Here is a 25,956-nt window from a genome sequence, read left to right as displayed (position 1 = left end):
ATGCAAAAAGTGCAACAGTACAACTTAGTGAGTCATTGCACCTTGAAGTGTCGCTGCTAAACCGGCTAGCAGGATGCCGAGTGAGTAGCCGAAGTCGTCCTCGACCGTGCTTCCGGCTGCCTGTCGTTCCCGTAATCCCGCGGCCATCAGCGGAAACGGGATGCTTTCGAGGGTTGCCTCGAGATCGTCCGGCCAGGTCTGGTCCTCGACGGCGCGGCCGAGGATGAAGTGCACGTACACCCCGGCGCAGCGGGTCGCGTCGGCGAGCAGGAACCCCGCTCGGTGCAGTACGTCGACGGCTTGCTCGGCGAATTCGCCCAGCGAGCGGGCGGTCCGGAGGTCTGCGCCGAGTGCGATGCGTGCGCCGTCTCGATGGTCGAGGAGGGCGGCGTGCAGGGCGGTGCCGGCTTGTTCCAGCCAGGGCAGCCACGGGGTGTCGAGCGGAGGGAGGTCGTCCAGGACTGGGGCGACGAGGGCGTCGGCGAGGTGGTCGAGCAAAGCCCGTTTGCTGCTGAAATGCCAGTACAACGCGGGTGCTTTGACGCCGAGTTCGGTGGCGAGGCGGCGCACGGTCAGCTTGTCGAGGCCGTCGGCGTCGACCAAGGCGAGTGCGGTCCGGACCGCGGCGGGGATCTCGATCGGCACGGCGGTTGCCTCCTTAACTAGTTCAGGGCAGTCTAGTCTTTAACAAGTTAAGGAGAGTCATGGATGCAGACGTAGTAATCGTCGGAGCGGGTCCGGTCGGGTTGTTCCTCGCCGCTGAACTCCGGCTCGGCGGGATCCGGCCGCTGGTGCTCGAGCGGCTTGCGCGGCCCGCGACGGAACGGAAGGCACGCGGCATCGGCGTGCTCGCGACGGAGGCGCTGGCCCGGCGCGGACTCGGACCGCAGCTGGCCGCGGCGCACGAGGAGGGAATGCGCGACTTCGCCCGTGATCACGGCAGTTCGCTCGGCCACTTCGCGAACATCCACAAGCTCCTGCCGGACGAGGACCGACCGCGTACGCACATCTGGCAGCCGGAGTTGGAGCGGCTGCTTGCTGGACACGCGGACGCGCTCGGCGTCCCGGTACGGCGGGCGCATCGGGTCACGGAAATCGAGTCTGATGTGGACGGTGTGACGGCGATTGTCGATACCCCGCAAGGAGAACAGCGGATCACCGCGGCTTACTTGGTGGGGTGCGACGGTGGCCGGGGGAAGGTCCGCAGTCTCGCCGGGTTCGGGTTCCCGGGCACGCCGCCATTGCTGCGGACAATCGCGGGCCAAGTCCGGTTCGACGGGCCGGTGTCGCCCGCCGGACGCTACCCGGGCGGGACTTTCCTGCACGGCGGCAGGATGGCTGGCGTCACCGAGTTCGCCCGCGACGGCGAGCCGGACGGTCCGGTCACTCCGGCGGAATTGGCGGCGGCCATCCGACGAGTGACCGGCGAGGAGGTCGTCGTGACGGAGGTACGCGATTCCCGCCGGTTCGCTGACCAAGCGCGCCAGGCCGACGACTACCGGCGCGGCCGGGTTCTGCTCGCGGGCGACGCCGCCCACGTGCACTCGCCGAGCGGCGGGCAAGGGCTCAACCTCGGGCTGCTGGACGCGGCGAACCTCGGCTGGAAATTGGCTGCGGTCGTGCGCGGGGAAATGCCGGAAACGTTGCTGGACAGTTACTTCCGCGAACGCGGCCCGGTCGGCGCGGCGGTATTGCGCAATACGCGGGCGCAGTCGGCGTTGCTCGCGCCGGGGCCGCACGTCGACGCGCTGCGCGAGATTGTCGCCGAGTTGATGGATCTGCCGCAGGCGAACCGGTACTTCTCGGATCTGCTGTCCGGCGTGGCGGAGCGATACGAACTCCCTTATCCCGCTGAAGAACCAGTCGGGCTGCACGGTCCGGATCGGTCCCTTGTGGACGATGACGGACGGATCACCCGGCTGTCGGAGCACACTCGCGCTGGACGCGGTGTCTTAGTGCTCGATCCGAAAAGCCGCGATCTCGCCGCGTTGGCAAGAGAACGGGTCGAGGTGGTGCCGGTGACGAATACCGAATCGTTTCTGCTGCGGCCGGACGGAGTTATCGCCTGGGCCGGAGGTGAAGCCGAGTTGAAAGTCGCGCTGGACACCTGGTTCGACTAGGCGTTCGCGCGGCTCCGCCACAGCAGCCAGCCGAAGTACGGCGCCCCGATCAGCGCGGTCACCAAGCCCGCCGCGATCTGGGTCGGGGCGAGGACGGTGCGCCCCAACGTATCCGCGACGCACACCAGCACCGCTCCCAGCGCGGCCGCCACCGGCAGCGAGCGCGAGTGGCGGGAGCCCACCAAAGCGCGCGCGGCGTGCGGGGCCACGAGCCCGACGAATCCCAGCGCGCCGACCGCACACGCAGCTGCGGCGGTGAGCACCGCGGCGAGCGCGGCGAAGGCGAGGCGGGACCGGTCCAGCGGGACGCCGAGCACCCGCGGCACGTCCTCGTCCAGCGAGACCAGATCGAGCGTCCGTGCGCTGGACAAGGCGATCGGCAGGGCGATGACCAGGCACAACAGTACCGGCAGGACCTGGCTGAACTCCCGACCGTAGGTCGATCCGGCGAGCCAGGTGAGCGCCAGATGCGCGTTCCACGGCGAGGTCAGCACCACGACGAGCGTCGTGATCGCCTGCGCGCCCGCGCTGACTCCGATGCCGACCAGCACCAGCCGGTCCGAGGACAGTCCGCGGCCGCTCGAACCGCGGCCGGTGGCGAGCCAGTGCACCAGCGCGAACGTCGCGAACGCGGCGACGGTCGCGGCACCCATCATCGGCCAGATTCCGATGCCAGGCACCAGAAGCACGACGCTGATCGCGCCGACGCTCGCACCCGGAGTCACGCCGAGCAGGCTCGGCTCGGCCAGCGGGTTGCGGCAGATCGCCTGCACCAGCGCGCCCGCGACGGCCAGAGCCGCGCCGCCGAGCAGCGCCGCGAGCATCCGCGGCCAGCGCAGGTCGAGCGCGAACGAAACCTCGGTGCCGGACACGCCGCGCAGCCAGTTCAGGACATCGCCGAGAAGCACGATCCGGTCGCCCAGCAGGAGTGCAGCGATCACCGCGGCGACGAGCGCGATCGCCAGCACGACACCGGTTCCGGCCACCCAGCGGCGCGACCGGACGGTGCCGTGCGTGCCGCGCGCGGACGGTGTTCCGGACGGCTGCCGTCGTGCCAGCCAGACCAGCACGGTCGCGCCCGCAAGAGTCGTCACGACGCCGGTCGGCACCGAAACCGCTTTGTCCGCCGGCACGAGCGCGCGCAGCAGGACGTCGGCGGCCACCACGACCAGTGCCCCGGTCAGCCCGGAAAGCGGCAGCAGCAGCGGATGTTTGCCGAGCCCGGGCACCCGGCTGGCCAGCAACCGCGCGATCACCGGTGCGCACAGGCCGACGAACCCGATCGGCCCGGCGACGGTCACTGCGACCGCCGAGAGCAGCACCGCCACGACGACGGCGTAAGTGCGCGTGCGGCGGACGTCGATGCCCAGCACGCGCGCGTGGTCGTCGCCGAGACCGAGGACGTCGAGCCGGTGCGCGAGCAGAAGGGTAGCGAGGACGCCGACCGCGATCACCGGTGCGGCAAGGGAAACCTGGTTCAGTCCGGATTGGACAGTCGTGCCGCTGCCCCAGCCGTACAGGCCCGCGGTCCGCTCCTGGAACAACATCAGCAGCACCGACGTGAGCGCGGTCAGCGCCAGCGCGATCGCGGACCCGGCGAGCACGAGCCGGGCCGCTCCGCCGCTGCTGCTGCGCGCGACGAGCAGCACCAGCCCGGCCGCCGCGAGACCGCCGACGAAGGCGACGATTCCGTTGACGTAGAAGGGAAGCGAGATCCCGAACGCCGCGACGCCGACCACCGAGACGTACGCACCGGCGTTGACCGCGAGCGTGTCCGGAGAGGTGAGCGGGTTCCGTGCCACCGACTGCAGCACACAGCCCGCGAACCCGAGTGCCAGCCCCACGAGCAGCGCCGCGGCCAGCCGGGGCAGCCGGCTGGCCACGAGCACCGCCACCGCCTGGCTGCGCGCGTCGTCGTCCGTGCCCGGGAAAACGGCGCGCAGGAGTTCGCCGAGCCCGACGTGCGACGTGCCTTGCAGCAGGTGCACGGCGGAGAGGACGAGCAGCGCGACGAGCCCGCTCAGGAAGACGGCGGACGCGGTGCGCCGTGCGGCGCACGGCCGGGCGGGTGCGAGGGCTGGTGCGGTCATCGGATCAGCGCGTCAGAGCGCTGGTGAGCGCGTCCACGTAGGCGATCGCGGACTTCGGGCCGCCGAACATCCAGATGCCGTCCGGGATCCGGTGCAGCTTCGCGCCCTTGACGAACGGCAGCTGCTTCCACACCGCGTTGCCCGCGAGGTCCTGGGTGAAGACGTCGGATTCGGCGGCGTTGGCGGCGTAGACGAAGGACGTGGCCGGATCGGTGATCTTGGTCAGTCCTTCGACGTCGGTGGAGGCGAGGCCGTAGACCTTGTCGCCCTCGCCGGTCCACTGGTTGGCGGCGCCGAGCTGGCCGGCGATGCTGCCGAGGAACGAGCCCTTCGTGTACATCCGGACGGTGACCGTGCCGGAGGTCGAGTAGCCGTCGGCCATGACGAACTTGGCCCCGGACTTGCCCGCGTCCGCCAGCTTCTTCTTGCCCTCGGCGACCTTCGTGTCGAATTCGGCGAGCAGTTTGCGGCCCTGCTCCTGAGTTCCGGTCGCCTCCGACAGCGTGGTCACGGTCTTGCGCAGGTAGCCGATCGGGTCGGCGGAATCGGAGCCGCGCAGGGTCAGCACCTTCGTCTGCTTCGAGAGCTGCGCGATGACGTTGTCCGGCAGGTCGGTGGTGGTGATCACGAGATCCGGGTGCAGCGCGGCGATCGCGTCGAGGCTCGGCTCGCCGCGGGTGCCGACGTCCGGCGTGGACGCGGCGAGCGGCATGACCTTGTCGTAGGTGTTGTAGCCCTTGACGTCCGCCGCGCCGATCGGCTTCACGCCCAGCGCCAGCAGGTTCTCGGTGAGGCCCCATTCCAGCGACACGATCTTCGCGGCCGGCGCGGGCAGGTCGACCTTGCCGCGCTCGTCGGTCAGGTGGACCGGGCCGGAGGGTTTCGCGGAGGCAGCCGCTCCCTGGTCCGCGGGCGTTTCGGTGGTGCCGCACGCGGCGAGCGCGAAGGCCGCGAGCGCTGCCGCCGCGGTCGTCAGGACCGTCCTTCGGGCAGGACGAGAGAACACACTGGACACGGGGTTTTCCTTTGAACTAGGGGACAGGTCAAGCTGAGCGGACCGGCCGCGGCCGGGAGGTGTGCCGTCCGACCGGGCGCGTGCGGACGTGCCCCTCGTCGTCGACGTGGACGTCGATGCGCAGGCCGTAGACGTCGCTGAGCAGGCCGGCGGTCAGCACGTCGGCCGGGCGGCCGGTCGCGCGGACGGCCCCGCGGCACAGCAGCACCACCTCGTCGGCGACGGCGGCGGCCTGGTCGAGGTCGTGCAGCACGACGCCGACCGCGACGCCGTGCTCGTCGGCGAGATCGCGGACGAGGTCCAGCGTTTCGATCTGGTAGCGCAGGTCGAGGAAGGTGGTCGGCTCGTCGAGCAGGACGACGCCGGTGTCCTGGGCGAAACAGGTCGCCAGCCAGACGCGCTGGAGTTCGCCGCCGGACAGTTCGTCCACCGGGCGCTCGGCCATTCCGTCGACGCCGGTGTGCCGCATCGCGCGCTCGACCAGCTCCGGTCCCTCGGGATCGCCGGAGCCGAAGCGGCCGCGGTAAGGATGGCGGCCGTAGGACACGACGTCGCGCACGCGCACGCCGCCGGGAGTGGGGCGCGACTGGGTCAGCAGCGTGACGTGCCGGGCGAACTCCTTGGGAGACAAGGCGAGCGCGTCTTGCCCGGCCAGGGTGACGTCGCCCGCGGTCAGCGGATGCAGCCGGGCGAGCGAGCGCAGCAGCGTCGACTTGCCGGACCCGTTGGGGCCGACCAGGACGGTGACCGCGCCCGCGTGCAGGACGATCTCGGCGTCCTGGACCACCGGTTTCGCGCCGTAGCCGAGAGCGAGCCCGGTGCCGGCGAGCGCCGGTGCTTCCGGCCAGGAGTGACTCATGAAGGTTAGCCTAACCTGATCGAGGGATAATCCGAAAGCGGACATCGCGGCGGTGTCGGACGTCACGGGCGTTTGTACCGGGCGGGCCCGCCAGGATGTGAAACGCCTTTGCCGCGTGCCGTTGCCGCTCTAGCTTCTGATCGGGTCAGAGGTTTTCGGATTTCCGGGTGACGAGGGGAGCCGGTGCGTGGCCACGGGCGAACTCGCGACGACGACGCTGCCGGTCGGGGCGGGCTGGCTCGGGTCCCGCATCGGCGAGCGCACGGCGCGCGGCGTGGCCGGGACGGTGTCCGGCCTGATCCGCGACGGGGAGGTGCCGCCGGGCACGCGGCTGCCCACCGTGCGGGCGCTGGCCGCGGAGCTTTCGGTCAGTCCCACGACGATCGCCGAAGCGTGGTCGCAACTGCGCGCGGCCGGGCTGATCGGCACGGGACGGCGGCGCGGCACGATAGTGCTGGAACCGCCGTCGAGCCCGCCGCCGGAACGCGCGTTTTCCGGCTGGCAGACCGTCGACCTGGAACACGGCCTCCCGGATCCCGGACTGTTGCCGCCGCTGGAGGACGCCGTCGCGGCGGGTGTCCACACGGAACGGTTCGGCGGTCCGGTGAGGAACTCGATCACGCCGCAATTGCGTGCCGCGGTGAAGCCGACGTGGCCGTTCGCCGCCGAATCGTGGACCGTCGCGGCCGGCGGGCAGGACGGGATGTTGCTGGCCTGCCAGGCAGTCGCGCGGCCGGGCGACGTGATCGCGCTGGAGGCGCCGACGACGCCGTGGCTGCGCGAACTGCTGCGCCGGTCGCGGATCCACGTGGTGCCGGTGCGGTGCGACGAGGACGGGCCGATGCCGTCTTCCTTGGCCGCGGCGTTGGAACATCGGCCGGTCGCGTTCGTCTATCAGCCGCGTGCGCAGTCGCCGCTCGGGCATTCGGTTCCGGCGGACCGGCTCGCGGAACTCGCCGCGGTACTGTCCGAAGAGGACATCGCGGTGATCGAGGACGATGATTTCGGGCCGTTGGCTTCGGCTCCTTCGGTGAGTCTCGGCGCGTCTTTGCCTGGCCGGGTGTTGCTGGTGCGGTCGTATTGCACCGCGTTCGGGCTCGAGTTGCGCAGTTGCGTGATCGGCGGTTCGGCGGTGCTGGTGGAACGGGTGCGACAGCAGCGCGGGCCGGGGTCGGTGTGGTCGAGCCGCATTCTTCAGGACGCGCAGGCGTTTCTGCTGACCGATCCCGGCAGTGCGGAATTGCTGAACCGGGCCCGGAATCGGTACGCGCATCGGCGGGCGGCTTTGACGGAAGCGTTGCGGGAGCACGGGATTTCGGTGCGCGCGCGGGACGGGTTGACGCTGTGGGTGCCGGTTCCGGAGGAGTCGCGGACGTTGATGACGCTGGCGGCCAATGGGGTTTCCGCCGGGTCGGGGACGCGGGCGGGCAATCCGGGGACGCCGCATATCCGGGTGGCGACTGGGCAGCTGCCCGATGATCCGGCTTTGGTGGCGGATCTGGCGCGGATGATCGCGCGGGCATCTCGGCGGTAGGGCGCGGCGATGCCGGTTCTCACCGGCACAAACACTCACGACCTCCGGAGCAAGTGCCGGTCCAGGAACGGATTGCGGAACTTCCCGGCCGGGTCCAGCTCGGCCGCCAGCTCCCGGAACCGCCGCACCCCGTGGTGGTCCAAATCCAAAGCCGCGCCGTGGAACAGCTTTCCCCAATGGGCGCGAACACCGAAGGGCGCGAGTTTCTCCTCGATCAACGGCAGCACCGCTTCCACCTCCGGCTGCCGCTGCTGCCAGGTGAAATGCATCGCCACCCGGTCGCCGCCGTACGCCGGGCTCAGCCAGTGTTCGTCGCCGGCGACGGTGCGGATTTCCGACACCACCAGCAGCGGCGCGATCCGGTCGCCCAGGCTGCGCAACGCCTCGAACGCCGCGGTCGCGTGCGCACGCGGCACGAAGTACTCGCTCTGCAATTCCGCTCCGACGCTCGGCGCGAATTCCAGGCGGAAATGCGGCAGCCGGTCGTACCACGGTCCGGGAATCCCGCCTTGCACAGTGGTATTTTCCGCCGAAATGCCCGCTGCGTGCGCGGGGTGGCGCGGGCCGTCGGCGGGAAGTGCGCCGAACAGCGCATCGGGGATCTCCGCCGGGACGCGGTTCTTGAGCAGGACCTGGTCGATCACGTCGCGCGTCCAGTTGGTGAACAGGCTGACGCTGTAGCCCGCGGCCTGGATTTCGTCGAAATGCTCCAGGGCGGCGGACCAGGGGAGGGCGTCGAAAACGTCTTGGCGCACCGAAAAAGTCGGCTCCAGGTCGAGGGTGAGCCGGGTGAGGACGCCGAGCGCGCCGACGTTCACCACTACTCCGGGGAATTCGGCGTCGGCGCGCGAGAAGGTGCGGAGGGAGCCGTCGGCGGTGAGGAGTTCGACCGCGGACACTGCCGAAGCCAGTCCGCGAAGCCGCTGTCCGGAGCCGTGGGTGCCGGTCGCGACGCTGCCCGCGACGGTGATGTGGGGGAGCGACGCCAGGTTGGATAACGCGTACCCGGCTTCGTGCACCTGCGCGACGACGTCGCCGTAGCGGGTCGCGCCGCCGATGGTGAGCGTCGCGTCGTTGATTTCCGGGGCAATGTTGACGGCGGAGAGGTCGAGTTGGCGGCCGTCCGGGCTGTCGGCGACCGTGTTGAAGCTGTGCCGGCTGCCGAGGGCCTTGATCCGGGCCGAGCCGGCGACGAGCTCTTGCGCTTCGGACAGCGTGCGCGGGGCGACGACCTCGCGTGCGCGGTAGGTGAGATTGCCAGCCCAGTTTTCGATCACGAGGGCCGAGCCTAATCGGCTCCGGCACGGCAGACTGGGGACAGGCCGACCGAGGAGACCCCGCATGCATTCCGCTGGACTCGTCCTGCACCCGCGCCGCGATGCGAAAGCCGCGGTCGACGCGGTGCTGGACTGGGCCGCCGGGCGCGGGATCGAGATCCTCGGCATCGACGACGAGATCGCCAGGGTCGACTGTTCGGCGACCGCCGTCCAGCCCGCTGAACTGGGCAAACGATCGGATCTGGTGGTCAGCCTCGGCGGCGACGGCACCATGCTGCGCGCGATGCGGCTCGCCGACGGGCAGCACGCGCCGGTGCTCGGCGTCAACCTGGGGAAGCTCGGCTTCCTCGCCGAGGTCGACGTGCCGGACCTGCCGCTCGCGCTGTCCGCGATCGACCGCGAGGAGTTCACCGTCGAGCCGCGGCTGGCCGTGGACGCGCGGTTCGGCGGCCGGATCGAGACCGCGTTCAACGACGTCGCGGTGGTGCGCGTGCCCGGCGACGGGAGCGCGGTGGTCGCGGTGCTGGTGAACGGCGAGCAGTTCGTGAGCTACGCCGCGGACGCGGTCGTGGTCGCGACGCCGACCGGCTCCACCGCGTACAGCTTCTCCGCCGGAGGGCCGATCACGAGCCCGGCGGTGGAAGCACTGCTGGTCACGCCCGCCGCGCCGCATTCGGCGTACAGCCGCGGCGTCGTGCTGTCGGTGCAGGACACCGTGACGCTGGAGGTGCTGCCGTCGAGCGGGCGGCTCGCGGTGGAGGTCGACGGCCAGGTGGCGGGGTACGTCGGGCCCGGCGAAACGATCGACCTGCACGCCCGGCCGAACGCGGCCCGCGTCGTGCGGCTCGGCATGACGACCTTCTACCAGCGGGCCAGGCGCAAGCTGCGGCTCACCGATTCGGCGGAGATTCCGCTGTCCTGAGCAGGGCGCGCGTTCGTCTGGTAATCGCGCGCTGACCTGCGGTGATCCTGCTAGCGCTGTGCCTGCTGTCACTTGTCGGTGACATTTCCGTGTCCTGTTCGTAATGTCGTGGCGGCTTTGCGACCCGAACGAGGAGATGGTGGTGCGAGGTGTCCGGTAGACATCGGGACGGATCGAAGTCGTGGCGGCTGCCTGCCGCGGCGGGCGCCCTGGCCGTCGGCGCGCTGGCGGTGCCGGTGTGGCTGGCCGCCAGTTCGGTCGAACCGGAGCAGTTCCCGGCCGCGGCCGCGGAGATGCACGCGTTCAGCGCGCCACGGCCCTCGAGCACTGTTCCGTCGACCACTTCGACGCCGCCCACGACGTCTTCCAGCGCTGCCCCGACGACGACGTCGTCCTCGTCTTCGCCGACCAGTAAAACGACTTCTCGTACCTCGGTGACTCCGGCGGCGAAAGCGTGTTCGTCCACATTGGCCGGAACGCAGCCCTCGGTGGCCCAGGCGGGTAATTTCCTCAAGGAAAAGTTTTCGGTGGACACGGTCGGCGGCCGGGCCGGACGGTCGGGCGCGAGCGACCATCCCGCCGGTCTCGCGCTGGACTTCATGGTCGACACGAAGACCGGAAACGCCTTGGCCGCTTACGTTCTCGCGCATCAGGACGAGCTCGGCGCGAAGTACGTGATCTGGCAGCAGCGCTACAACGACGGCAGCGGCTGGTCGGCGATGGAGGACCGCGGCGGCGAGACCGCGAACCACTTCGACCACGTCCACGTTTCGTTCGAGCGCGGCGCGAAGGTTTCGGTCACCTGCTGACACCCGACTTTCGGAGGTGGGCCGGATTCGTCCCGAAGAGCACACTGTGCGCTGCCGAGTGGTCACCGTCCGCACGGGGTGGCCTTCCTTCGCTGCGTGAGGAGCTCCGATGGCGGGCAGGTTCTCGATCCGGCTCACCCTCAGCGTCGTCGGAGTGCTGGTCGCACTCGGCGGCACCACGACCGCCGCAGCCGCTGCCGCGCCGGACGATCCGGTCTCGTGGCGCGTCCCCGCTACGCCCGCCGAGGCGGCTTCCTTGGCCCGTGCTGGGTTCGACGTCGCCGGGACCAGCCCTGGGGTGGCCTATGTGATCGGGAACCAGTCGGTCGCCGGGCAATTGCGGAATCGCGGCTACGCGCCGGAATTCTTCGACACTGTCTACAAAGGAGTGACCACGCGCGCCGCCGGCGACACGTTCTATGGCGGCTATCGCACTGTCGCGGCACAGGAAGCGCACCTGGCGAAAGTCGCGGCTGCGCACCCGGATCTGGCGACCGAGTACACGATCGGCCAGTCGTGGCGGAAGACCCAGGGCAAGGGCGGCCACGATATCAAGGCGATCTGCCTGACCAAGAAAAAGGACGGCGACTGCACGCTGTCCACGACATCGCCGAAGCCGAAATTCGCGCTGATGGCGCAGATCCACGCCCGGGAAATCTCGACCGGCGAACTCGCCTGGCGCTGGATCGACTACCTCGCCGACGGGTACGGCAGCGACGCCACCGCGACGTCCATTTTGGACACCACCGAGGTGTGGGTGGTCCCGATCTCGAACCCGGACGGCGTCGACATCGTCGCCTCCGGCGGGAATTCGCCAAAACTGCAGCGCAAGAACGCGAACACCAGCCGGGGCAATTGCAGCGGCACCAACATCGGCATCGACCTGAACCGCAACTCGACCTTCCGCTGGGGCGCGGATTCGGATTCGCCGTGCGCCGAGACGTACCAAGGGGTGAGTGCCGGATCGGAACCTGAGGTCCAGGCGCTGGAGAAGCTTTTCCGCTCGATCTACCCGGAACAGCGCGGCAGCGGCGACAACGACCCGGCTCCGGACACCACGCGCGGCACGATGATCACGTTGCACAGCTACGGGAACGACATCATTGTCCCGTGGGGCTTCACTTCCGACCCCGCGCCGAATGACGCCGCGCTGCGCAAGCTCGGCGCGAAGTTCAGCGATTCGAACGGGTATCTGGTGGGGACCAACACGGAAACCGTCGGCTATTCGACCAGCGGTACGACGGATGACTTCACCTATGGCGCGCTGGGAGTCGCCAGCTACACGTTCGAGGTCGGCGGCCAGAGCGGGAGTTGTGGCGGGTTCCTGCCGCGGTATTCGTGCGTGGACAGCACATTCTGGCCGAAGAACAAAGGCGCGCTGATCACGGCTGCCCAATCGGCGGCGGCTCCTTATCAGCAGTGAGGTGCGACGGGGCCAGGCGCGTGTCGTCTGGCCCCGCCGCGTCGCCGGTAGCGTATCCGCGTGGATTACCGGCAGTGGTGCGAAGACATGCGCCAAGCGATCGAACGTTACATGTCCCGCATGCAGGCCATCTTCCGCGGGATCCAGCTTGAGCCGGACACGGTGACGGAAGAGGTCGATGAGGCCGCGCTGCGGATAGCCGCGGAGTCCGGCCTGCCGCCGTCGCTGCTCGAGTTGTACGCGTCCATCCGGGAAGCCAGCTTCGCGAATCTGCACAACGCCTACTTCATTCACTCCCTCGCCTGGGTGCTGGACAGCCTGCATCGCCCCGACATTCCCGCCTGGGCGCCCGAGGCCACCGACGAGCGGCTCGCCGTCTTCGCCTCGGACGGCGGCGGACGCACGTTCGCGGTCGGATACCGCAGCGGAACGGTGTTCCGGCTTCCCGTCGGCGGCGTGGTGGACCAGGTCTACGACGGCTCGATCGACTCCATCGGGCCGGGCGAGATCGCGAAGGACATCCCGGATTTCCTGGCCCGCCTTCTGCAGATCGCCCGGGCCTTCGGCGACGAGCCGGACGAGGACGACGAAGACGAGGAACTTCCCGTCATGTGACGGCTCGTTACCTTCAGTTAACTCGTCGGGCGACCTATCTCACTCCGTCGCTCAGGTAAACGCCACCATCCCGGGGCTGCCATATGTACGTACATCCCGTACAGTAGTTCTGCAACAGAACTAACTAAGCGGGAGGCGGCAGTGACGATCGGCCTGGAGCGGGCTCGGCCGGCGGCGGTGCGGGACCATCCGAACGCCGGGTGGTTCGCCGTCGGCGCGGTGTGTTTCGGCGCGTTCATGGGGCAGCTCGACGCCAGCATCGTCACGCTTACTTTTCCCGCGCTGCAGCACGAGTACGGGGCTCCGCTGGCGGCCGTCCAGTGGGTGTCGCTCGCGTATCTGCTGGCGTTGGTGGGGCTGCTGGCCGCGGTCGGGCGGGTGGCTGACGCGGTCGGGCGGAAGCTCACTTACGTGCAGGGGTTCGGTGTCTTTACCGTCGCGTCGGTGGCGTGTGGGCTCGCGCCGACGCTCGGCTGGCTGGTCGCGTTCCGGGTCGTGCAGGCGATCGGGGCGGCGATGTTGCAGGCCAACAGCGTCGCGCTGGTGGTGCGCAGCGTCCGCGAGGACCGGGCGCGCGCCGCGCTCGGGGTGCAGGCGGCGGCGCAGGCGCTGGGGCTCGCGCTCGGGCCCGCGGTGGGCGGGCTGCTGGTCGACACCGTCGGCTGGCGGTGGGTTTTCCTGGTCAACGCGCCGGTCGGGCTGGCCGGGCTGATCGCCGGGCGCTACCTGCTGCCGCGCACTCGCGAGCGGACGCCGCTGGGCCGGTTCGACGGGGCGGGCGTCGGACTGCTCGCGACCGCGTCGACGGCCTTGCTGCTGGTGATTTCCGGGGTGTCCGGGCTGGACATGCCGGGGTGGCTGCTCATCGCGCTGGCCGCGTCGACGGTCTGCGCGGCGATCGGGTTCGTGCTGCGGGAGAAGGCGGCGAGCAGCCCGATCCTGCAACTCTCGGTGCTGCGGCCGCCGGTGGTTTCGCTGGGACTGGCCGGGGCGCTGTGCGGCTACCTCGTGTTGTTCGGGCCGCTGACGTTGCTGCCGCAGGTCCTCGGCACTGCGGGCGGAACCGGTGCGGTGCTGACGTGTCTTCCCGCCGGGTTCGCGGTGGCTGCGGTGCTGGCCGACCGGGTCCTCCCGGCGCGGCTCGGTTCCCGCGGACGCACCGTGCTGGGCGCGCTCGTCGCGGCGGCTGGCTGCGCGGCGCTGGGGCCGGCGTCCGCTCCTTGGGAGGTGGGCGTGTCGCTGGTGGTGGCCGGGCTCGGTCTGGGAGTGTTCATTCCGGCCAACAACTCGGCTGTCATGAGCGCGATCCCGGCGCGGATGTCGGCCACCGGAGGAGGACTGGTGAACATGGCGCGCGGACTGGGGACGGCGCTCGGCGTGGCACTTGTGACACTGTGCCTGCACACCGGCGGCGAAACGGCCGCGCTCGCGGTGCTGGCCGGAGCGGGCGTCCTCGCCGCGGCGACCGGACTGGCGGCCCGCCCGGAGCAGACCCGGTGACCGCGCCCGAACCCGCCCTCGCCGACGTCGTCGCCCGCCTCCGCCGCGCCATGCGGCGGGCCGCGCGTACTGCCGACCCGGACAACACGCTGTCGGTCGCGCAGCTGGAATTGCTGTCCTGCCTGTTCGAGAACCCGGGTGCGCGGCCGAGCCGGATCGCGCAATTGCTGAAGCTCGCGCCGAATTCGGTGACGACGATGGTCACCGGGCTGCGCTCGCGGGACCTGGTCACCCGCACCAGCGGCGGGGACGACCGGCGGACCGTGGCGCTCGAACTCACCGACACCGGGCGCGCCGCGGTCGAGCGGTGGCAGGGGCACAACGCCGCGATCTTGGCCGCGGCGCTGGACGGGGTGCATCCGGCGTGGCGGCATTTGATCGCGGCCGCGGTGCCCGCGTTGAACGAGCTGGTGGGGGCGATCGACGCGTTGGCGGAGTCGGGCCAGTCGCACTGAGGCTTTCCGGGGCTGACGGAGTTCGGTCCGGTGCGCTGAACTGGCGAGGTTTATGCCGCGGCCGCCCTGGTTGGCTTTGCTTGGCAGGGGGAGTCGGCGATTCGCGTTGGGCGGTCGCGGGGGCGGGCGGGGCGGCGGCATTCGGCTGCGTTGACGAGCGAGCGGCGGTCGATCGCACTGAACCGGGCGAGGCTCAGCCAATCCAACGGCAGCCCGGCACCGCAATCTCGGACAGCGACATCCGACCGCGATCCCAACCCCCGGCCCTACAGCGCAGGCGGACCCGCCTCCACCCGGCGCAGCACCGGTTCCAGCTTGTCCTCCTCCGCGCTCCCGAACGGCAGGCTTTCCTCCCACCACGTAACCCCCGCCTCGGCGAAGGGCTCGACCACCCCGCGCGCCTTGGCCGGGTCGGCGGGGCTCGTTCCGCCGAAGACCACGTCGAACGGGGCGTCGGTCTCCCGCTGGCTCCGGAGATAGGCGATCAGGTCCCGCACCTCCGCCAGTTCCGGCAGACCCGTCGGGCCGGCGGATTCGAAGATCGGCACCACCCCGTCCCAGCGGGCCGCGCGGCGCATCGGGCGGCGGTTGGGCCACCGGCCCGCCACCCAGACCGGCGGGCGCGGGCGTTGCACCGGCGTCGGCAGCAGCGTGATGTCGCGGGCGGTGAAGTGCTTGCCGGAGAACGTCACCGGTTCGCCGGTCCAGAAGCGGGCGATCAGGTCGACGCCCTCGTCCAGCTTCTCGGCGATCACCTTCGGGTCGGCGGATTCGCCGAAGTCGGCGTACTCCGCGTCGAGCGGCGCGCCCAGCCCGACGCCGAACACCACCCGGCCGCCGGACAGCTGGTCCAAAGTGGACACCTGACGGGCGAGCTGCTGCGGACGGCGCCGCGCGACCGGCGTGACCATGGGGCCGAGCCGGACCCGGCTGGTGGCCAAGGCCGCGGCGGCGAGCAGGATCCACGGATCGCCGAAGGGACGGCCGGGACGTTTGTCCAGCACCACATGGTCCCAGACGAACAGGCCGTCCCAGCCCGCCTCTTCCGCCGCCGCGGCGACCTTGGCCACCGCGCGAGGATCGGCGAAATCGCCGAAGTTGGGGATGCAGATCGAAAACCGCATGATCACCACCCTGCCCACCTCCGGCGAAGCCGTCAATCGGATTTGCCCGCCACGAACGTCTGGCGCACCCGGGCCCGCAGCAGGGCGTCCGGTGCTTCGGTGAACGGATCGACGTCCAGCACAACGAAATCCGCAGCCAAGCCCGGCGCGAGCTGTCCGGTCAAGCCCTCCCATCGGCACGCGTACGCGGCGTCGCGGGTGCCGTGCGCGAGGGCTTCCGCCAGGGGCAGGGCGTATTCCGGCAGGTTGGGTTCCAGATCGGGGTTCAGCGCGGAACGTCGGGTCGTCGCGACGTACATGTTCGGGAGCGGCGGATGGGGCGCGGTCGGGGCGTCGGAGCCGAACGCGAGGACGGCGCCGGCGGCGGTCATTTCCGTCCACGGGTAGCCGCGCTGTACGCGGTCGTCGCCCAGCATCGCGCGCCAGTTGTCCTGGATCGCCGGGTCCGCGTGCACCGGCTGCATCGACGCGACCGCACCGAGTTTCGCCAGGCGCTTGACGTTTTCCGGGGCCACGGTCTCCAGATGTTCGAGGCGATGCCGCCGGTCGCGCGGGCCGTTGACCTCGATCGCGTGCTCCAGCGCGGACAGCGCGATGTCCGACGCTTCGTCGCCGATCGCGTGCATCGCGACCTGCAACCCGGCCGCGTCCGCCGCCGCGACGACCGGGGCCAGTGCTTCCAACGGCCACAACGGGCCGGGGTGGCTGCCGTCCGCGAAGGGCTTTTTCATCGCCGCGGTACAAGTGTCGATGACTCCGTCGACCATCACCTTGATCCCGGCCACCCGCAGCCACGGTCCGGACAACCGCGCGCTCAACTCCGCCGCGCGCTCGACCTGGCGGAGGTCGTCCTCGGTGTTCCCGGTGCGCTCGATCAGCCAGTGGCCGGCAACGCGCAGGCGAAGCCGCCCGCCGTCGAGAGCACGTTCCAGCGCGGCGAGCTCGCTCTCGGAGAGCGCCATGTCGACCGCGGTCGTGACGCCGTCCGCGAGGTAGTGCGTGAACGCCGATGCCAGTGCGCGGTCGCGGTCGGCGTCGCTGGTCTGCTCGTCGAGGAAGTGCCGCATCAGTTGCAGCGCAGCGGTTTCGTAGAGCATGCCGTCCGGTTCGCCGGACGCGTCGCGCCCGATGCGGCCGTCGAGCGGGTCGGGCGTGTCGCGGTCGATGCCCAGCTCGCGCAGCGCGGCGCTGTTCACCCACGCGGAGTGGACGTCGTTGGCGGCGAGGTAGACCGGACGGTCCGGGACCACCGCGTCGATCAGGTTCCGGTGCGGCGCTTGCTCGCCGAGCGCGTCGAAAAGCCAGCTGCGGCCGAGGATCCGGGGTGCGGCCGGATCGTCCGCAGCGGCGCGGGCGAGCCGGTGCTGGATGTCCTCGGGCGAAGTGGCGGAGAACAGATCTACTTGCTCCAGCGCTTCGCCCATCATGACCAGATGGGTGTGCGCGTCGACGAAACCGGGGAGCACGAAGGCCCCGCCCAGGTCGACCACCCGCGCTTCGATCCGGTCAGCTTCGGCGGTGCTGCCTACGTATTCGATGGTTTCGCCGCGGACGACCATGGATTCCGCCCAGCCGGACGCGCTCGCGGTGAAGATCCGGCCGCCGCGGTAGTGCACTGCCGTCATCGGGCCACCACCGTCTCCGCCGCGACGAACGGGCGCCAGTCGGTCACCGTGTTCGGGCTGCCCGCGTGCACGCGCACGGTTTGGGCGGCCGGTTCGATCAGGACGGTGGCCAGCGTCGCCCACCGGTCACCGAATGCGGCATCCGCGTCCGGGACGCAGCACAGCTTCGGTTCGCCGGGTTCGGAACGGAGGAAGGCGACGAGGGCGACGGCGTGCGCGGGCGTCGGGTAATCCTGCGACCGGGTGGTCATCATGGCGTGCCTCAGCTGGGAATCCGGTTCGAAGAGTCCGCGCTTCTCGCGGGCGGCGGCGTCGGGGTCGAGAAAGTGGTTGGTGTGCACCAGGAAACCTGCTTCGGGGTCGAGGGTGGTTACTCCGGCCGGGCTCAGCTCGGCGCAGACAGCCGTGCCGGGATCGAGCAGCGTGAAGGCTCCGGACGTGCGGATCGGGGCTGTTCGCAGCAGGTCGAGGGCTTCGGCGGCGCTGCCTGCTTCGCCGAGGACGGCCGCGGCCAGCACGTGGACCGGGATTCCCTCGGCGGAGTCGTCCTGGTGGCCGAGGATGTTGAAGAACAGCCCGAGTCCGGCGCTGTTGACGCCGATCTTGCCGAGGATGCCGTGTTCGGTGATCCCGGCGAAGGCGTACCGCGTGCCGCGCACTTCCTGCGTGTGCCAGCATTCCGCGAGCTCGATGTGCCAGTCCCAGGTTTGAATGCCGTACGGGGCGCCGGCATCGGGGACGCGCACGAGGGTTGAGCATTCCGGCTGGGTGCTCGGTGCGGCGGCGATGATCTCGGTGCGCCCGTTGAGCGCGGCCGCCTGCCACAGTTCGATCCCGGCGCCCGCGGCGATGCCCGCGATCTCGTCGGCGTAGCGGCTCCGCCAGGCGGCGACGTTGTCCAGCAGCCGGAGCGCGTCGGTGCGGATTTGCTGTTCGGTGCGGCCGAGGGTGGCGAACCAGCGCAGATACAGCTCCAGCGCATCGGTCAGGCCCTCGCGCAGCTGGGCGCCGCGGGAAACTCCGCGGGCGTGCGGGTCCGGGTCGTTGACGAGCAGGTGCATCGCTTTCCTTGCGGTCGAGGTCAGGCGGTGGCGCGGGGGCGGCCGGCGAGCAGGTAGACACCGGCAGCGATCAGCATTCCCGCTGGCAGCGAGAAGTCAATGCCGCCGGCCGCGCTCGCGAGGAACCCGGTGTACATCCCGGGAACGGCCAGGCAGGACGCCGAAGCGGTCGCACCGAGGACGAGCGCGGCGATTCCGGCCCAGTGCACGCCGCCGACGTACCAGAACGGGCCGCCGCGGCGTTCGTCGGCGAGGGCGTGGCCGTCGTAGCGGTTGCGGCGCAGCAGAAGGTCGGTCACGTAGATCGCCATCATCGGGCCGAGCACGACGACCATCAGCTGCATCATGTCGTTGACTGCCTTGAGGAAATCCGACACGAGCAAGGCGTACAGGGTCAGCAGCACGCCGGCGGTGCCGTCCAGCAGAACGCTGCGGGAGCGGCGCAGGCGGACGCCGATCGCCTGCAGCGCGAGGCCGGAGCTGTACACGGTCATCGCGTTGTTGGCGATCGCGCCGAGGATCACCGCGATCAGGAAGATCGGCGTGAACCACGGCGGCAGCACGGATTCCAGCGCGGCTTGCGGATCGCTCATGTCCAAAGTGGTCGCCGCGAACGCTCCGAGCGCCGTGAACACGATGCTCGGCAGGAACGCTCCGGCGGCGGTCCAGGCGGCGACGGCGAACGGTTTGGTGTCGCGGGGGAGATACCGCGCGAAGTCCGCACTGTTGTTGTAGGACAAGGAAGCCGACGCGACCAACGCGACGCCGCCGGCCAGCGCCGCCCACAGCGCGACTCCGTGCAGCGGCGTCGGAGGCTGGTAGCTCCACGCGGTGTGCCGGATCAGGAATCCGCCCAGTACCAGGAAAACCGCGGTCGTCACGATCGCCAGGGGCAGGTAGAGGCGCACGATCACGGAGTGGCCGTAGACGCTGATCACCAGCGTCGCGGCGGCGATCGCGACGATCACGAGGACTTTGCCCATGGTGTTCAGCTCGATGCCGAGCCGCGCGCACAGGCTGAACGCGGTCACTGACGCGGCGGACCAGCTCAACGCCACGTAGCAGACCGAAACGAGCCAGCCGTTCAGGCCGATCACGAAGCGGTTGCCGCGGGTGCCGAACATCGCCCGCATGATGACCTCGCTCGGCGCGCCCGCCGCCGGGCCGCTGACCGAGACCAGCCCGACCAGCACCCAGCACAGGTTGCCCGCGACGATCACCGCGAGCGCCTGCAGCAGGCTCAATCCGCTGAGCACCAGCGCGCCGCCGACGACCAGGCTGAGGTAGCTGACGTTGGGCGCGGCCCACACCCCGAACAGGTCACGGGCGCGGCCGTGCCGTTCGTCGTCGCCGATGACGTCGATGCCGTGGGCCTCCACCCGCGGGCCGCGCCCGGACCGGGGCGGGGGCGGGGCGGACGTGCCGGGCGACACGGGCGGGGTGGCGGGAGCGGTCATGGCGAACCTCCGGACCGGGGAATCGACTCGGGCCACGGTAAGGACCCAAATCGATTTGGGCAATGCTCTCCGCAGGCGAGGTTCCAAAACGATTTGGGCGAGGTTAGGCTGCTGCGTCATGGCCGGGAAAAGAACGCGGGCGACCATCAAGGACGTCGCCCGCCGCGCCGGGGTCTCGCCGACGACGGTGTCGCATGCCTTCAGCGGGAACGGGACGGTCGCGGCCGAGACCGCGGAGCGGGTGCGGGAGGCGGCGCGCGAGCTGGGCTACCGGCCGGACACGGTCGCACGCGGGCTGCGGTCCAGCAGGCTCGGGGTGCTCGGGCTCGTGGTGCGGCCGCTCGACCCGTCGGACACCGCGTTCCTGGAGGGCGTCGACTACTTCCTGCGGTTCGCCGGATCGGCCGCGCTGGCCGCGGTGGAACGCGGGTACGGCCTGATGCTGGTGCCGGACCCGACGCGCGCCGACGCGCCCGCCGTCGGGCTCGCCTGCGACGGGTTCCTGATCACCGAACCGGTCGAGAACGATCCGCTGATCACCATGCTGGACCGCGAATGCGTGCCGTTCCTCGGCGTCGGGCGGGACCCGGCGCGGCCCGCGTCGCCGGACTACCTCGACCTCGGCACCGGGCGGATCGTCGCCGAGGTGCTCGACCACCTGGCCGCGGCGGGCGGGACGCGGGTCGCGGCGGTGTTGGGCACCGACCGCAACGAATGGAACCTGGACGCCGAAAAGGCTTATCTGGACTGGGTTCGCGCTCGCGGGCAGCAGCCGCTGGCGGTGCGTCGCGCGGAGGTCGCGGGGGAGGCGGGCGGCCGCGAGGCGGGAGAGGAACTGTTCGCACTGGCTTCGCCGCCGGACGCGGTGTACTGCCAGACCGGGCGGCACGCCGCCGGGGTGCGGGCCGCCGCGCTGGCGCGGGGCTTGGCGGTGCCCGGCGACGTGCGCATCGCCTGCGGCGCGGATTCCGATTCCGAGCACACCCGGTCGGGCGTCCCGCCGATCACCGCGGTCGATCTGCGGCCGGTGCAGCTGGCCCGGACCGCGGTCGCGGTGCTCGCCGATCGGGTCGAGGGGATCGAGCCGCCGGTCCCCGGGCCGGCGGAGTACGAGCTGATCGTGCGCGGGTCGACCCGGGGATAGGCGGTTGTCCGGCTAGGCGTGCGGGACCGCTCCGACGCGCGAATCCCGCGGCCGCAGCGCCGAAAGCGCCCCGCTGAGCGCGAGCCGGCCGGGGCCGGTGAACGCGATCAGCAGCAGCGCCCAGCAGAACATCGCGGCCGCTTCGCCGCCGTTCTCGATGGGGAAAATGCCTTGCGGCAGATGGACGGAGAAGTAGGCGTACGCCATCGACCCCGATCCGATCAGCGCCGCGACGCGGGTGGCGGCGCCGAGCAGGACGAGCCCGCCCGCGACGAGCTGGATGAGCGCGGCCCACCAGCCCGGCCAGGAGCCGACCTGCGCCGCGCTGTGCGCGCCGAGCACTCCGAACAGCGATTTCACGCCGTGGCAGGCGAAGAGGAACCCGACGACGATGCGGAACAAACCGAGCGCGTAATCCTGTGCCGCGTCCAGCCGGTGCATGATGCCTCCACATAGGACGACTCGGGCGGACGGCGGAGACGTCCGTTCGGACACCAGTACCGGTCCGCAGAGTGGTCCAGACCTTTCCTGGACCGGTGTCAAGGTATACCGGTGACCGGAGTCTCTCCGATACCTGCGAAAGTCAGGTTCCGCCCGATCCGCGGCGTGTGGTAACGGCTGGTGAAGGGGACGGCGTCCGGTTCGGGGAAGCGGCGGGTCCGTTGGGGGGAACGGCGTTTCCGGCGTCTGCTGGCGAGGAGTGCGCCGGACGCCCGGTGGCGGGCGGCGGTCCGAAAACCAAGTCCGGACTTGGTTTTCGGTGCTGCGTCAACGGTTCACAGTGCGACCACGATCTTGCCGTGAACGTGCCGTCCGGCCTGCATCGTCACCGCCTCGCGGATCTGCTCGACCGGAAAGGCCGCCGCGATCGGCACGGTGAGCTCGCCACTGCGGATCGCGGTGGTAATTCGTTCGAGGGCACCGGATTCCGCATCGAACGCACCCGTCGCGCGCACGCCTGGCAGCGCAGGACCGTCGGCGACGGTGGAGATCCGTTCGGGAGTCACGCCGAGTTCGAGGGCGGTCTCGGCCGTTTCCCTGCCGAACAGGTCGGTCGCCGCGGTGATCCCTTCGGGCGCCAAGGCGCGTACCCGATCCGCGAGGCCGGGGCCGTATGCCACGGGTTCGGCGCCGAGTTCGCGCAGGAAGCCGAACGTGCGCTCGGAAGCAGTCCCGAGCACCCAGGCACCGGCCAGTTTCGCCAGTTGCACGGCGAAAATGCCCACGCCGCCCGCCGCCCCGCCGATCAGGACGGTGTCCCCGGTGTGAAGCCCGATCGCGGCGAGTGCGGCGGAGGCCGTCAGACCGGCCACCGGAAGCGTGCTCGCCACCTCGTCGCTGATGCCCTCCGGGGTGCGCCACAGAGTCGTGGCGGGAGTCTTGACCAGGACGAAATCGGCGACGGATCGCCCGATCGCGCCCCCGAACACCCGGTCGCCCACGGCGAAACCGGAGGCTCCGGCTCCTGTTTCGTCCACTACTCCGGCGAAATCGCTGCCGAACCCGGCGGGCAGGGTGATGCCGAACCGCGCCGCCATTTCCGGCCGGGCGGCGATCTGCCAGTCCATCGGATTCAGCCCGGCGGACGTGACCCGGACGCGGACCTCGCCCGGTCCGGCGTGCGGCTCAGGCACCTCCTCCAGGTCGAGGACGTCGAGTCCGCCGAATCGGCGGTAACGGACAGCTTTGCTCATCGGGGGTTCTCCTCGGGCAGTGATGGGACTTGGTCTCATCAACCGTACCGCAGTGACGAGACCAAGTCCCGTAGACTGCTCCCATGGCTCGCTGGCAACCCGACGCACCAGGACGGCTCGCCGCCGCGGCGCTCGACCTGTTCGAGGAGCGCGGCTACGAGAACACGACCGTGATCGAGATCGCGGAGCGCGCGGGCCTCACCAAGAGCACGTTCTTCCGGCACTTCCCGGACAAGCGCGAGGTGCTCTTCGGCGGAAGCGCGCTGACCGGCCTGCTCGTCGACGCGATCGCCGCGGCGCCGCCCTCGGCCGGGCCGCTCGAGGCGGTGACGCACGCGCTGGACGTGCTGGGCAACGAGTTCTTCGCCGGCGACCGGCGCGAGTTCAGCGCCCGGCGTCAGGCGGTGCTGGACGCCAATCCGGAATTGCGGGAACGTGAAGCGCGCAAACGGATCGGTCTGGTCGATTCGATGATCGAGGCGCTAGGACGCCGCGGCGTCCCCGGCCGGACCGCGCAGGTGGCCGCGAAACTGGGCGGGCTCGCCTGGGAAATCGCGCACGACGAATGGATCGGGACAAGCGGCGCGGATTTCGCTTCGCTGGCAAGGGAAGTGCTCGCCGAAGTGCGCGAGGTCAGTGCTGCTTGGTGAGGGTGTCCGCGGGTTGAGACCGCGGCGGCCATCCGGATTCCAGCAGCGCGAATACCGACGCCAAAGCGGCAGCGGGATCCGGTGCGGTACCGGTGAGATCCGGGATCTCCAGCACGAACCGTGCCAAAGCCCGGACTGCCGGGTCGTCTGGCGGCAAGTCGCTTTCGTCGGCCAGTGCGGCGGTCAGTTCGGGTTCGCAGGAATGCCATAGGCGGCGCGCGTACTCGCGCAAGGCGGGCGTCTGCACGATCAGGTCCCGTTTCGGGGCGTGCTCCGGCGGGATGTCCGTCGAGTAAGGGCCGCGGGCGGCGAAGAATTTGTGCAGGGCGGTGAGAACCGGTTCGTCGGGGGCGCGATCCCGGACCGCGGCGACGATTCCGGCTCGGCGTTCCGAGCCGTCGTCGAAGATCAGGGCGTCTTTGCCGTCCGGGACGTGCGCGAACAGGGTCGCGACGGAGAGGTCGGCCTCTTCGGCGATCTGCGCGACGGTCACCCCGTCGTAGCCGTGCTTCAGGAACAGCCGCAGCGCGACCTCGTCCAGCCTGCGGCGGGTTTCGAGCTTGCGGCGTTCGCGTCGTCCTGTGTTGACCACCACCCCAGGGTACCCCAAAGCTGAAATGGGTCTAAAGTTGAAGTCACTTCAGTTTTAGGAGGGTGTCATGACGGTGCTGGTGACCGGGGGAAACGCGGGGATCGGCTACTTCGTCGCGGAGCAGTTAGCCGAGGCGGGGGTGGAAGTGGTCCTCGGCAGCCGGGACGCGGCCAAGGCGGAGGTCGCGCTGCGGGTGCTGCGCGAGCGGGTCCCGGGGGTGCGCGCGTCGTGGGCGCGGCTGGACCTTGCCGATCTGGCGTCGGTGAAGGGGATCGAGGTCGGGGAACTCGACGCGGTCGTGCTGAACGCGGGGGTGTATCTCGAAGGGCCGGAGCGGCGGGAGACCAAGGACGGCCACGAGATGACCTTCGGGGTCAATCATCTCGGGCATTTCGCGCTGACCGCGGCGCTTCAGGACCGGTTGATGCCGGGGGCGAGGATCGTGACCATGGGCAGTTTCGCGGCGAAATCAGCGAAGCTCGATTTCGACGATCTCCAGAGCAAGCGGGATTACCAGCCGAAAACCGCGTACGAGCGGTCGAAGCTCGCGCAAACGCTCTTCGCGTTGGAGCTGGATCGGCGGCTGCGGGCGTCCGGCAGCAGCTGGCTGAGTGTGGTCGCGCATCCGGGCGGAGCGCTGGACAGCCTGACGCCGGACCGGCCGCCGCTGCATGTGCGGAGCAGGAAGCTGAGCCTCGCGCGCATTGCCTTGCAGGGCAAGGACGGCGGCGCGCGGCCAGCGGTGCGGGCGGCGGCCGGTCCGGATGTCCACAGTGGTCAGATCTGGGGTCCGCGGGTGTTCGGGCTCAAGGGAAAGCCCCGGCCGGAGCCGGTGCGCGGGCCGTACGCGGACCCCGAAGCCGCCGCCCGGGTGTGGGCGGCGAGCGTGGAGCTGACCGGGGTCGAGCCGGTGTTCAGCTGACGTCGATCAGCACCTTCCCGGTGACGCCCTTCTCCGACGCCTCGTGCGCACGTGCGGTTTCCGCCAGCGGGAACCGGTGCACGGGGAGTCCGTGATCCGGGCCGAGCCGGAGCCCGCCGTCGCGCAGGGCGGCGTTCAGGTCTTCCGCGCCGGCGCGCAGCCGGTCCCATCCGACGGTGTAGAGCACCAGGAACTGGTAGCGGCTGTTGAGGAAGACGTTCTGTCCAAAATCGACAGTCACGGTCCCGGTGCCGCGGTCGTCGCCGTAGGCCGCGACCACCCCGCGCGGGCGGAGAACCGCGGCGTGCAGGGGAGCGTTCACGCCGACGGCGACCTCCACGATCACGTCGACCCCGTCCGGCGCGATTTCCCGGATCGCGGCGGCGACGTCTCCTTCGGTGTACCGCACGACATGCTGCGCACCGGCGGCGCGCGCGAGCGCTGCCTTGTCCTCGGTGCTGACCGTGGCGATCACGGTCGCTCCGGCCCAGCGCGCCAGCTGGATCGCGGCGTTGCCGACCGCGCCCGCGCCGCCGCTGACGAGAATCGTCTTGCCCGCCAACGCATTCGGAGCGAGCCGCTGCGGTCCGTCCTCCGCGACGGTGAGCGCGCGGTGCGCGGTGAGCGCCGGGATCGCGAAGGCGGCGCCCTCGTCGAACCCGGACTCGTCGGGGAGCGGGACGAGCCGGTCCGCCGGAAGCACGGTGTACTCCTGCGCGGTCCCGGACGTCGGCGAGTGCGCGGCGGCCAGCAGCAGCCACACCCGGTCGCCCACGGAGAATCCGTCCACCCCGGCGCCGACCGCGTCCACGACGCCCGCCCCGTCCTGGTTGGGCACGGACAACTCGGCCTCGACGCCGAAGCGGGAGCCGGAACGCGCCTTCCAGTCGGTCGGATTCACCGCGGACACGACGATCCGCACGCGCACCTCGCCCGGCCCCGGCTCGGGCACGGCGAGTTCGGACAACGTCAGCACTTCCGGGCCGCCGAACTGGCGGTAGGTCACAGCTTTCACCCTCGGTGCAATGCCCTGGCCGGCGCGGCTATTCCCGCCGGGCGACCCGCTGC

At 70.5% G+C, this 25,956-nt stretch carries 24 protein-coding genes; 11 read left to right on the top strand and 13 right to left on the bottom strand.

Annotation, left to right across the window (positions count from 1 at the left end; genetic code table 11):
* Nucleotides 1-24: 24 nt before the first annotated feature.
* Nucleotides 25-645, bottom strand: coding sequence for a TetR/AcrR family transcriptional regulator C-terminal domain-containing protein (locus WA670_RS24500; protein WP_336158978.1), 621 nt, complete (start codon nucleotides 643-645; stop codon nucleotides 25-27).
* Nucleotides 646-704: 59 nt separating this feature from the next.
* Here WA670_RS24500 and WA670_RS24495 point away from each other — a divergent pair, with 59 nt between their 5' ends.
* Nucleotides 705-2,120, top strand: a complete 1,416-nt coding sequence (locus tag WA670_RS24495) for an FAD-dependent monooxygenase (RefSeq protein WP_336158977.1) — start codon at nucleotides 705-707, stop codon at nucleotides 2,118-2,120.
* Here the strand turns inward: WA670_RS24495 and WA670_RS24490 are convergent.
* The 3 genes from WA670_RS24490 to WA670_RS24480 are packed head-to-tail and all read right to left on the bottom strand — an operon-like array spanning nucleotide 2,117 to nucleotide 6,084.
* The gene (locus WA670_RS24490) at nucleotides 2,117-4,210 is read right to left on the bottom strand and encodes an iron ABC transporter permease (RefSeq protein WP_336158975.1); all 2,094 of its coding nucleotides are present in this window, start codon (nucleotides 4,208-4,210) and stop codon (nucleotides 2,117-2,119) included. The two genes, WA670_RS24495 and WA670_RS24490, sit on opposite strands and share 4 nt — an antisense overlap.
* A 4-nt stretch (nucleotides 4,211-4,214) precedes the next feature.
* On the bottom strand, nucleotides 4,215-5,225 hold the full coding sequence (locus tag WA670_RS24485; RefSeq protein WP_336158974.1) for an iron-siderophore ABC transporter substrate-binding protein: 1,011 nt from the start codon (nucleotides 5,223-5,225) through the stop codon (nucleotides 4,215-4,217).
* A 28-nt stretch (nucleotides 5,226-5,253) separates the two neighbouring features.
* Nucleotides 5,254-6,084, bottom strand: a complete 831-nt coding sequence (locus WA670_RS24480) for an ABC transporter ATP-binding protein (RefSeq protein WP_336158973.1) — start codon at nucleotides 6,082-6,084, stop codon at nucleotides 5,254-5,256.
* A gap of 187 nt (nucleotides 6,085-6,271) precedes the next feature.
* Here WA670_RS24480 and WA670_RS24475 point away from each other — a divergent pair, with 187 nt between their 5' ends.
* On the top strand, nucleotides 6,272-7,618 hold the full coding sequence (locus WA670_RS24475) for an aminotransferase class I/II-fold pyridoxal phosphate-dependent enzyme (protein WP_275291845.1): 1,347 nt from the start codon (nucleotides 6,272-6,274) through the stop codon (nucleotides 7,616-7,618).
* A gap of 35 nt (nucleotides 7,619-7,653) precedes the next feature.
* On the opposite strand, the gene WA670_RS24470 is transcribed toward WA670_RS24475, so the two are convergent.
* Nucleotides 7,654-8,895 carry an FAD-binding protein gene (locus WA670_RS24470; protein WP_336158971.1) on the bottom strand — a complete coding sequence of 414 codons (1,242 nt, stop codon included), beginning with the start codon at nucleotides 8,893-8,895 and terminating at the stop codon, nucleotides 7,654-7,656.
* A gap of 64 nt (nucleotides 8,896-8,959) precedes the next feature.
* Between WA670_RS24470 and WA670_RS24465 the strand changes: the two genes are divergently transcribed.
* The 6 genes from WA670_RS24465 to WA670_RS24440 all read left to right on the top strand — a co-directional run bounded on the left by WA670_RS24465 (nucleotide 8,960) and on the right by WA670_RS24440 (nucleotide 14,619).
* Complete coding sequence (locus WA670_RS24465; RefSeq protein WP_037819461.1) at nucleotides 8,960-9,817, top strand: NAD(+)/NADH kinase; 858 nt, start codon at nucleotides 8,960-8,962, stop codon at nucleotides 9,815-9,817.
* 149 nt (nucleotides 9,818-9,966) lie between these two features.
* Nucleotides 9,967-10,626 carry a hypothetical protein gene (locus WA670_RS24460; RefSeq protein ID WP_037819464.1) on the top strand — a complete coding sequence of 220 codons (660 nt, stop codon included), beginning with the start codon at nucleotides 9,967-9,969 and terminating at the stop codon, nucleotides 10,624-10,626.
* A gap of 109 nt (nucleotides 10,627-10,735) precedes the next feature.
* Nucleotides 10,736-12,049, top strand: a complete 1,314-nt coding sequence (locus WA670_RS24455) for a M14 family zinc carboxypeptidase (protein WP_238607156.1) — start codon at nucleotides 10,736-10,738, stop codon at nucleotides 12,047-12,049.
* A 60-nt stretch (nucleotides 12,050-12,109) separates the two neighbouring features.
* Nucleotides 12,110-12,664 (top strand): SMI1/KNR4 family protein, encoded by a 555-nt coding sequence (locus WA670_RS24450; RefSeq protein ID WP_238607155.1) that lies wholly within the window; start codon nucleotides 12,110-12,112, stop codon nucleotides 12,662-12,664.
* Nucleotides 12,665-12,805: 141 nt separating this feature from the next.
* Nucleotides 12,806-14,164 (top strand): MFS transporter, encoded by a 1,359-nt coding sequence (locus WA670_RS24445; RefSeq protein ID WP_336158970.1) that lies wholly within the window; start codon nucleotides 12,806-12,808, stop codon nucleotides 14,162-14,164.
* Nucleotides 14,161-14,619, top strand: coding sequence for a MarR family winged helix-turn-helix transcriptional regulator (locus WA670_RS24440; RefSeq protein WP_037819471.1), 459 nt, complete (start codon nucleotides 14,161-14,163; stop codon nucleotides 14,617-14,619). Before WA670_RS24445 ends, WA670_RS24440 begins: the two co-directional genes overlap by 4 nt.
* Before the next feature lie 266 nt (nucleotides 14,620-14,885).
* On the opposite strand, the gene WA670_RS24435 is transcribed toward WA670_RS24440, so the two are convergent.
* The 4 genes from WA670_RS24435 to WA670_RS24420 are packed head-to-tail and all read right to left on the bottom strand — an operon-like array spanning nucleotide 14,886 to nucleotide 19,886.
* Nucleotides 14,886-15,743, bottom strand: a complete 858-nt coding sequence (locus tag WA670_RS24435; protein WP_037819562.1) for an LLM class flavin-dependent oxidoreductase — start codon at nucleotides 15,741-15,743, stop codon at nucleotides 14,886-14,888.
* Nucleotides 15,744-15,775: 32 nt separating this feature from the next.
* A complete protein-coding gene (locus tag WA670_RS24430) occupies nucleotides 15,776-17,368 on the bottom strand; it encodes an amidohydrolase (RefSeq protein WP_238607153.1) in 1,593 nt (530 codons plus the stop codon).
* Nucleotides 17,365-18,429: a C45 family autoproteolytic acyltransferase/hydolase gene (locus tag WA670_RS24425; RefSeq protein ID WP_238607152.1), complete on the bottom strand. Its 1,065-nt coding sequence runs from the start codon at nucleotides 18,427-18,429 to the stop codon at nucleotides 17,365-17,367. Before WA670_RS24425 ends, WA670_RS24430 begins: the two co-directional genes overlap by 4 nt.
* 20 nt (nucleotides 18,430-18,449) lie before the next feature.
* Nucleotides 18,450-19,886 (bottom strand): purine-cytosine permease family protein, encoded by a 1,437-nt coding sequence (locus WA670_RS24420; RefSeq protein ID WP_336158967.1) that lies wholly within the window; start codon nucleotides 19,884-19,886, stop codon nucleotides 18,450-18,452.
* A 118-nt stretch (nucleotides 19,887-20,004) separates the two neighbouring features.
* Between WA670_RS24420 and WA670_RS24415 the strand changes: the two genes are divergently transcribed.
* On the top strand, nucleotides 20,005-21,030 hold the full coding sequence (locus tag WA670_RS24415; protein WP_238607150.1) for a LacI family DNA-binding transcriptional regulator: 1,026 nt from the start codon (nucleotides 20,005-20,007) through the stop codon (nucleotides 21,028-21,030).
* Between the two features lie 12 nt (nucleotides 21,031-21,042).
* Here the strand turns inward: WA670_RS24415 and WA670_RS24410 are convergent, their stop codons facing one another.
* Together WA670_RS24410 and WA670_RS24405 are read right to left on the bottom strand one after the other, a co-directional pair.
* Nucleotides 21,043-21,471, bottom strand: a complete 429-nt coding sequence (locus WA670_RS24410) for a DoxX family protein (protein WP_037819481.1) — start codon at nucleotides 21,469-21,471, stop codon at nucleotides 21,043-21,045.
* A 335-nt stretch (nucleotides 21,472-21,806) separates the two neighbouring features.
* Nucleotides 21,807-22,724, bottom strand: a complete 918-nt coding sequence (locus WA670_RS24405) for an NADP-dependent oxidoreductase (RefSeq protein WP_336158966.1) — start codon at nucleotides 22,722-22,724, stop codon at nucleotides 21,807-21,809.
* Between the two features lie 83 nt (nucleotides 22,725-22,807).
* Here WA670_RS24405 and WA670_RS24400 point away from each other — a divergent pair, with 83 nt between their 5' ends.
* On the top strand, nucleotides 22,808-23,374 hold the full coding sequence (locus tag WA670_RS24400; RefSeq protein WP_037819484.1) for a TetR/AcrR family transcriptional regulator: 567 nt from the start codon (nucleotides 22,808-22,810) through the stop codon (nucleotides 23,372-23,374).
* Here WA670_RS24400 and WA670_RS24395 read toward each other — a convergent pair.
* Complete coding sequence (locus WA670_RS24395; RefSeq protein WP_051729751.1) at nucleotides 23,358-23,966, bottom strand: TetR/AcrR family transcriptional regulator; 609 nt, start codon at nucleotides 23,964-23,966, stop codon at nucleotides 23,358-23,360. The two genes, WA670_RS24400 and WA670_RS24395, sit on opposite strands and share 17 nt — an antisense overlap.
* Nucleotides 23,967-24,033: 67 nt before the next feature.
* Between WA670_RS24395 and WA670_RS24390 the strand changes: the two genes are divergently transcribed.
* Nucleotides 24,034-24,888 carry an SDR family NAD(P)-dependent oxidoreductase gene (locus tag WA670_RS24390; protein ID WP_336158965.1) on the top strand — a complete coding sequence of 285 codons (855 nt, stop codon included), beginning with the start codon at nucleotides 24,034-24,036 and terminating at the stop codon, nucleotides 24,886-24,888.
* Here the strand turns inward: WA670_RS24390 and WA670_RS24385 are convergent.
* Nucleotides 24,881-25,903 carry an NADPH:quinone reductase gene (locus tag WA670_RS24385; protein WP_238607148.1) on the bottom strand — a complete coding sequence of 341 codons (1,023 nt, stop codon included), beginning with the start codon at nucleotides 25,901-25,903 and terminating at the stop codon, nucleotides 24,881-24,883. The two genes, WA670_RS24390 and WA670_RS24385, sit on opposite strands and share 8 nt — an antisense overlap.
* Between the last annotated feature and the right edge of the window lie 53 nt (nucleotides 25,904-25,956).

Origin of the sequence: Amycolatopsis sp. VC5-11 (genome assembly GCF_037034185.1) — a bacterium.
Taxonomy (GTDB): domain Bacteria; phylum Actinomycetota; class Actinomycetes; order Mycobacteriales; family Pseudonocardiaceae; genus Amycolatopsis; species Amycolatopsis nivea.
This window is presented reverse-complemented; position numbering and strand designations above follow the sequence as displayed.